The organism is Planomonospora sp. ID82291 (genome assembly GCF_015711645.1).
GTDB lineage: Bacteria > Actinomycetota > Actinomycetes > Streptosporangiales > Streptosporangiaceae > Planomonospora.
Window position 1 is genome coordinate 1,888,755 of record NZ_JABTEX010000002.1, and the last position, 6,782, is coordinate 1,895,536.

Annotated in this window: 9 protein-coding genes; 5 read left to right on the forward strand and 4 right to left on the reverse strand. The window is 73.1% G+C overall.

All coding sequences use genetic code 11. The features are described 5' to 3' along the window. The first annotated feature begins 15 nt into the window (after positions 1–15). Positions 16–390 (forward strand): Rv2175c family DNA-binding protein, encoded by a 375-nt coding sequence (locus HS045_RS19425; RefSeq protein ID WP_196452713.1) that lies wholly within the window; start codon positions 16–18, stop codon positions 388–390. Beyond that, positions 368–1,009, forward strand: coding sequence for a thiamine phosphate synthase (gene thiE / locus HS045_RS19430; protein WP_196452714.1), 642 nt, complete (start codon positions 368–370; stop codon positions 1,007–1,009). The genes HS045_RS19425 and thiE overlap by 23 nt, the downstream gene beginning before the upstream one ends. Before the next feature lie 101 nt (positions 1,010–1,110). Here the strand turns inward: thiE and HS045_RS19435 are convergent, their stop codons facing one another. Further along, positions 1,111–2,178, reverse strand: a complete 1,068-nt coding sequence (locus tag HS045_RS19435; protein WP_196452715.1) for a polyprenyl synthetase family protein — start codon at positions 2,176–2,178, stop codon at positions 1,111–1,113. Positions 2,179–2,279: 101 nt separating this feature from the next. Here HS045_RS19435 and metF point away from each other — a divergent pair, with 101 nt between their 5' ends. Further along, positions 2,280–3,221 carry a methylenetetrahydrofolate reductase [NAD(P)H] gene (gene metF / locus HS045_RS19440; protein ID WP_196452716.1) on the forward strand — a complete coding sequence of 314 codons (942 nt, stop codon included), beginning with the start codon at positions 2,280–2,282 and terminating at the stop codon, positions 3,219–3,221. Positions 3,222–3,278: 57 nt separating this feature from the next. Here the strand turns inward: metF and HS045_RS19445 are convergent, their stop codons facing one another. The 3 genes from HS045_RS19445 to HS045_RS19455 form a co-directional block, all read right to left on the reverse strand. Continuing rightward, positions 3,279–3,863, reverse strand: a complete 585-nt coding sequence (locus HS045_RS19445; RefSeq protein WP_307827595.1) for a GNAT family N-acetyltransferase — start codon at positions 3,861–3,863, stop codon at positions 3,279–3,281. Positions 3,864–4,071: 208 nt separating this feature from the next. Beyond that, complete coding sequence (locus tag HS045_RS19450; protein WP_196452717.1) at positions 4,072–4,518, reverse strand: SAV_6107 family HEPN domain-containing protein; 447 nt, start codon at positions 4,516–4,518, stop codon at positions 4,072–4,074. A gap of 327 nt (positions 4,519–4,845) precedes the next feature. Further along, positions 4,846–5,616 (reverse strand): L,D-transpeptidase family protein, encoded by a 771-nt coding sequence (locus HS045_RS19455; protein ID WP_196452718.1) that lies wholly within the window; start codon positions 5,614–5,616, stop codon positions 4,846–4,848. A 156-nt stretch (positions 5,617–5,772) separates the two neighbouring features. Between HS045_RS19455 and HS045_RS19460 the strand changes: the two genes are divergently transcribed. Both HS045_RS19460 and HS045_RS19465 read left to right on the forward strand, forming a co-directional pair. After that, entirely contained in the window at positions 5,773–6,249 is a 477-nt protein-coding gene (locus HS045_RS19460) for a YbaK/EbsC family protein (protein ID WP_307827596.1), read from the forward strand. Beyond that, positions 6,246–6,605 carry an arsenate reductase family protein gene (locus tag HS045_RS19465; RefSeq protein ID WP_196452719.1) on the forward strand — a complete coding sequence of 120 codons (360 nt, stop codon included), beginning with the start codon at positions 6,246–6,248 and terminating at the stop codon, positions 6,603–6,605. The genes HS045_RS19460 and HS045_RS19465 overlap by 4 nt, the downstream gene beginning before the upstream one ends. Positions 6,606–6,782: the final 177 nt, after the last annotated feature.

Here is a 6,782-nt window from a genome sequence, read left to right on the forward strand (position 1 = left end):
GGTAGTGGTGGGTTCGTGACGCTTTCTGTTGCGCAGATCGACCGGGAAACCGACGAACTGGTGGGCGAGTGGCTCACCTTGACCGAGGTCGCCAGGAGACTCGACCTCAGTGCCGGTCGCGCCAAGCAGCTCCTCAAGGACCACAAGATCATCGGAGTCCGGCGGGGCGGTGGTGAGCCCCAGGTGCCCGCCGCGTTCATCGCCGGAGACGACGTCGTCAAGGGCCTGCCGGGCACGCTCACCGTGCTGCTCGACGCCGGATACGACGACGTCGAGGCGCTCCGCTGGCTGTTCACCCCCGACGAGACCCTGCCGGGGTCGCCGGTCGACGCGATCCGCGCCGGCCGCCACACCGAAGTCAAGCGGCGTGCCCAGACCCTCGGTTTCTGACGCGCGCCTCTACCTGTGCACCGACGGCCGCCGGGACCGCGGAGACCTCGCCGAGTTCCTCGACGCCGCCCTCTCGGGCGGCGTCGACATCGTGCAGCTCCGTGAGAAGGGGCTGGAGGCGCGCGAGGAGCTCGCGCTCCTGGAGGTCTTCCGCGACGCCTGCGACCGGCACGGCAGACTCCTGGCGGTCAACGACCGGGCGGACATCGCCCGCGCCGCCCGTCCCGACGTGCTCCACCTCGGCCAGCGCGACCTGCCGGTGCGCGTCGCGCGGGACATCCTCGGCGACGACATCCTCATCGGGCGCTCCACTCACGCCCCCGAGGAGGTCTCCGCCGCGGCCGCCGAGCCGGGGGTCGACTACTTCTGCTGCGGCCCGGTCTGGCCGACGCCCACCAAACCCGGGCGCCACGCGCCCGGACCGCCCCTGCTCGCGCACGCCGCGTCGCTGGGCACGGACCGCCCGTGGTTCGGCATCGGCGGCATCGACCTCGCCACCCTGGACGAGGTCATGTCGTACGGCGTGCGCCGGGTCGTGGTGGTGCGGGCCATCACCGAGGCGGACGATCCGAAGGCGGCCGCCGAGGAGTTCCAGCGGAGGCTCGCAGCGCCGCACTGACACGCCCGGTCCGGCGGTGCCGGACCGGGCCGTGCGGGACATGACGGATCCGGCGGACCGCGCCGCCGGGTCCGGGTACGGCCGCGCCGGGGCGGTCCGGGTCAGGTTCGCCGGGCGGTCGCGGCGACGGCCAGATCCGCCAGGGCCGTCCGGGCCTCCGGCGCGATGGGGGCGTCGTCCAGCGAGCGCAGCGCCTGTGCGAGGTAGTCGTCGATCAGCTTCTCGCAGGCGGCGAGGGCCCCGGTCTCCTCGATCACCCGGCGCAGCCGGTCGACCCCGCCCTTCTCCAGCCCGGGGTCGCCCAGGGTGAGCCGGACCTCCTCGGCCTGCGCCGGCGAGGCCGCGGCGAGCGCGCGGGCGATGAGCATCGTCCGCTTGCCCTCTCGCAGGTCGTCGCCCGCGGGCTTGCCGGTCTCCGCCGGGTCGCCGAACACGCCGAGGATGTCGTCGCGCAGCTGGAAGGCGATGCCGACGTTGCGGCCGTACTCCTCGCAGAGGCGGTCGATCCACGGCTCACGCCCGTGCGCGGCCAGCACCAGGCCGAGCCGGAGGGGCTGCTCCACCGAGTACTTGCCGCTCTTGAACAGCGCGACCCGCAGGGCGCTGTCGAAGGTGCTGGCGCCGCGGACCTGCTCCAGCAGGTCGAGGTACTGCCCGCACATCAGCTCCGTGCGCATGTGGTCGTAGACCGGCTGGGCCGCGGCCAGGGCGGCCGGAGGCAGGCCGCTGGTCCGCCACATCTCGCCGGACCACACCAGCAGCAGGTTCCCCAGCAGGATGGCGGCGTTCTCGCCGAACTGCTCGGCCGAGCCGCTCCAGCCCTCCTTCTCGTGCATCGCCTGGAAGCGGCGGTGCGCCGAGGGCATGCCCCGGCGCAGGTCGCTGGCGTCCATCACGTCGTCGTGGGCCAGTGCGCTGGCCTGCAGCAGCTCCAGAGAGGCGGCGGCGGTGAAGAGCGCGGGGTCGTCACCGCCGCCCGCGCCCCGCCAGCCCCAGTAGCAGAACGCCGGGCGGAGCCGTTTCCCACCGGTGAGGAAGTCCTCGGCCGCGGCGACGAGAGGGGCGATCTCTGGCGCGCTGACCAGTGGACGCTGCCGATTGAGGAAACGTCCCAGTGAGCGGTCCACCTCGGAGCGGATGGTGTCCAGCAGGGCTGCGGAAGCGGGCATAGTCAGAGATTATCGGGCCGGACGCCGATCCCCGATCACACGGGCGCGGCCCAACGCGGGTGCGGCGGCCCGTCAGGCGGCCGGGCCAGTAGGCTAAGGGCATGGCTCTGGGTCGCCCCTCAATCCTTCCCGACCGCGTGCCCACCGTCCGCGAGCTCCTCGCCGCAGGTGGCCGGTCGTTCTCCTTCGAGTTCTTCCCGCCGAAGACCGACGAGGGCGAGCGGCAGCTCTGGCGCGTGATCCGGGAGCTGGAGTCGCTGCGTCCCACGTTCGTCTCCGTCACCTACGGCGCGGGCGGCGGGACCCGGGACCGCACGGTCGAGATCGTGGAGCGGATCGCCCACGAGACCACGCTCACCCCGGTGGCGCACTTCACCGCCGTCGACCACTCGATCCGCGAACTGCGCCACCTGATCGGCCGGTTCGCCGGGGCGGGCGTGCGCAACATCCTCGCGGTCCGGGGCGACCCGCCCGGCGACCCGGCGGGGGAGTGGGTGCGTCATCCCGAGGGCGTGCTCTACGCCGAGGACCTGGTCCGGTTGATCCGCCAGTCCGGTGACTTCTGCGTGGGCGTCGCCGCGTTCCCCTACAAGCACCCGAGGTCGGCGTCGGTCGAGGCCGACACCGAGTACTTCGTGCGCAAGTGCCGGGCCGGCGCCGACTACGCCATCACCCAGATGTTCTTCCGGGCGGAGGACTACCTGCGGCTGCGCGACCGGGTGGCGGCCAGGGGCTGCGACACCCCGATCATCCCCGGCATCATGCCCGTCACCCGGATGAGCACGATCGCCCGTTCCGAACAGCTCTCCGGCGCGCCGTTCCCGCCCGAGGTGGCCGCGCGGTTCGAGGCCGTCGCCGACGACCCCGCCGCCGTGCGAGCCCTCGGCATCGAGCACGCCGCGGAGCTCTGCCGGACCCTGCTCGACGAGGGCGCGCCCGGCATCCACTTCATCACCTTCAACAGCTCCAGCGCGACCCGCGAGGTCTTCCAGAGCCTCGACCACGCGGCCCACGCGCCGCAGACGGCCGCGCTCTCCGGGTGAACCCGTCGTCCCGGCCGCGGGCCGCGACCGGCGCTCCCCGGCCGGGGGCAGGATCCCTCAGGGACGTCCCGGCGGCGCCCCGGCGGGATCCCGGCCGGGGGCCAGCGGGAGCATGGCTCCGGCGATCGCGTAGCGCTCGTAGCCGCCGGGGAAGACGAACGCGGTGAGCAGGTCCACGAAGCCGATGCTCCGGTAGAGGTACCGGGCGGCGGTGGGCAGGTCGCGGGTGGAGAGCACGACCGTGCGCTCCGGCCGTCCCGCGCACGCGTTCAGGACCAGGGCTCTGCCGATGCCCTTGCCCTGGTGGTCGGGGTGGACGTGGACCTCGGCGAGTTCGAGGGCGTCGCCGAGCCAGTCGTGCGCGCCGGTCCGGCCGCGCCGCTCGGTGACGGCCTGGTAGACCACGTCGTGCCACCACTGCCCCGGCGCGCCGTGGAAACCGTAGGCGAGGCCGACCGGGGTGCCGTCGGGGAGTTCGGCGAACAGGCAGGTGAAGCCGGGGTGGGCGGCGTGGTTGCCCATTATCGTCTTCCGGCCGGACAGCTGATCGGCAGGAGGGGCCATCGCCGCCATGTAGATGTCGAGAACGGAATCCAGCCGAGAGACGAACTCCTCGGGGCCGACTCGTCGCAGTCCGATCACCGTCGCACCCTAGCAGGGGCGATCTGACCTGATTCGTGGAAAACGGCTAACGGGACCTCCGGGTTCTTTTACCGGAGGTCCGCCTGCGGTCCCGGCTTTCGAGCCGGGGGACGAACGCGGCCTTCGCCCGAAAAGGCCGCCGGCGGGCGGACGGATCCCGCTCCCGTCACGACCCTCGCCGCCGTCCGGGAGCCCGCGGGAGGAGCGCCTATCCCGCCAGGGGGACGCGGCCCGGGAGGGCCGGCTGGACCGGCACGCCGAGCAGCTCCTCCACCGCCACGACGAACCGCTCCGCCTCCGAGATCAGCTCCTCGGCGTCACGGGCCGAGACGGCATGGGTCATCCCGGCTTCGATCGAGGCCCGCTTGGTCGCGCTCACCTCGAAATAGGGCGCCCAGTCGGCCAGCCTGGGCTCGGCCTCGGGGAGCAGCTCCCAGGCGCTGCGCAACCTGCGCCGGCGGCCGTCCATCGGCTTGGGGCGGGCGGCCAGGACGGCCGCCGCCGCCCGGAGCGCCGCCAGATGCGCCGAGACGTAGCGCACGGCCGAGGTGCGGGCGCTCGCCGCCTCCTCCAGGCAGTCACGCGCGTCGGCCAGGCGCATCCGCGCCGTGGACGACAGCCGGGGCCCGATGGGGCCGTCGAACCGTGGGGTCATGCTTCCCCTCCTTGGTCGCAAGCGGCTCCCGGCGGTCCGGCCGGTGGCACCACGTTCGCAGACCCCACCGACAGTTCCGCCGGGCGGCCGGACGAGGAGCTTCCCCTCTCCCCGTCCGCCCCGACCCGACCCCGCAGCCTCCGGCGGAGGCGGGCCCGGTCGGCCGCCCTCAACGTGAGCCACGAGTCCCACGTCACTCCATCGAACATAAATTCGATCATCGAAGGTGTCAAGTGTGTCGACGAACAAAGGTTCGATCTCTCTGTGAAACGAAAAGCCCCGGGAGATCGAGATCTCCCGGGGCCCGCGCTCCGCGGCCGGTCGCGGCTATCGGGCGAACCTGCCCCGGACGTGGACCGGCACCCCCGTGCCGAGCAGGTCGGGCAGGATCCCGGCGACGTGCATCGGCAGGCGCACGCATCCGTGGGAGGCCGGCGTCAGCGGAACCGAGAGGGCGCCGTGGAAGGCGATGCCGCCGTTGAAGAAGATGGGGTTGTACAGCTGGCCCAGGTAGGACCGGTGCCAGCCGTCCCGGCGCCAGGTCGTCCTGTAGTCGCCCGTCGGCGTGCGGGCGTCACCGCAGAACCTCTGCGTCTTGCCCTGCCAGGTGGCGGTCTCGCAGTAGGGGATCCCGCTGCCCGAGGAGGTGTGGCTGATCAGCCTCACCCGCCCGTCGACGTAGAGCACCATCACCTGGGTGGTGAGGTTCATCTCCACGCGGGTGGGCTTGCCCTTGGGCACCAGGACCCTGGGGGCCCGCGGGGACTCCAGGGCGTTCCAGGTGCGCCGGGTGACGGTGCCGGCCGGCTTCAGGCCGTTGACCTTCTGGAACGCCCACACCGCGGCCTGGGTCGCCCCGCCGTACCGGCCGTCGATCCGGCCCGGGTGGTAGCCGAGCTCCTTCAGCCGGACCTGCAGCGCCTTGACCGCGGTGCCCTTGGCGCCGACCCTGAGCGTCCTGCCCGGCGCGGTGAACGGAGCCGGCTCGGCCGTCGCCGCGGGAGCCGTGAACGCGGCTCCCACCGTGGCGACCGGCACCGCCGGGGCGGCGGGCGCCGCGTGCGCGGCGCCGGAGGACAGGAGCAGCGCTCCCGTCATGAGTGCGGCCACTCCGAGCCGCCGTCCAACCCCCACGTCACTTCATCCCCTCATCGCACTGGATAGTCGGATCAACGGAACATAGCGCACCTCCAGGATGCGCCCTCGGCCGGTTATGAAGAGGTGACCGACCGGTAACGTGTTTAGAGTGGCGGGGTGCCGGAAAAGTTGCATCCGAACATCGAGAAGGTCGCCGCCGCCCTGCGCGAGCACGGCGCCCTCGGGGAGATCGTCGTGTTCTCCCAGGCCACGCCCACCGCGGCGACCGCCGCCGCGCAGCTCGGCTGCGCGGTCGGCGCCATCGCCAACAGCCTCGTCTTCGACGCCGACGGCGAGCCGCTCCTGGTGCTCACCAGCGGGGCCCACCGGGTCGACACCGACCTGGTCGCGGAGACGGTCGGCGCAGCCGCGGTACGGCGGGCCACGCCGGAGCTCGTCCGCGCGGCCACCGGCCAGCCCATCGGCGGCGTCGCCCCGATCGGTCATCCGGCCCCGATCCGGACCCTGGTGGACACCTGGCTGCAGGCGCACGAGGTGGTCTGGGCCGCCGCGGGCCACCCGCACAGCGTCTTTCCCACCTCCTACGACGAACTGCTCCGCATCACGGGCGGCGTCGCGGCGGAGGTCGCGTGATCACCGTCTGGCACAACCCGCGCTGTTCCAAGAGCCGCTGCGCCCTCGACGCGTTCTCCGGCGCGGGCAGGGAGGTGACCGTCCGCCGCTACCTGGACGACCCGCCCACGGTCACGGAGCTCGCCGCCGTCCTCGACCGGCTCGGCCTGCAGCCGTGGGACGTCACCCGGATGGGGGAGGAGCGGGCCCGGGAGCTCGGGTTGGCGGAGCGGCCGCGCGATCGTGACGAGTGGATCGCGCTCCTGGCCGCGAACCCGATCCTGATCCAGCGTCCCATCGTGCTCACCGACGACGGCCGCGCCGTGGTCGCCCGCGACGGGGAAACCCTGGAAGCCCTCCTCCGGGACGGTTTCTAACCCGTTGAACGGCGGGTCCCGTTCGCGCGGTGGTTCGGCCGGGTCCCGTTCGCGCGGTCGCCGGGGTGGGTGTGCGCTGCGGTGGTTCGGCCGGGTCCCGTTCGCGCGGTCGCCGGGGTGGGTGTGCGCTGCGGTGGTTCGGCCGGGTCCCGTTCGCGCGGTCGCCGGGGTGGGTGT

Bases quoted from the DNA above. Each gene is read 5' to 3' on its own strand.
- HS045_RS19435 (WP_196452715.1), bottom strand. From the start codon at position 2,178: ATGCCCGCTTCCGCAGCCCTGCTGGACACCATCCGCTCCGAGGTGGAC.
- metF (WP_196452716.1), top strand. From the start codon at position 2,280: ATGGCTCTGGGTCGCCCCTCAATCCTTCCCGACCGCGTGCCCACCGTC.
- HS045_RS19450 (WP_196452717.1), bottom strand. From the start codon at position 4,518: ATGACCCCACGGTTCGACGGCCCCATCGGGCCCCGGCTGTCGTCCACG.
- HS045_RS19455 (WP_196452718.1), bottom strand. From the start codon at position 5,616: ATGACGGGAGCGCTGCTCCTGTCCTCCGGCGCCGCGCACGCGGCGCCC.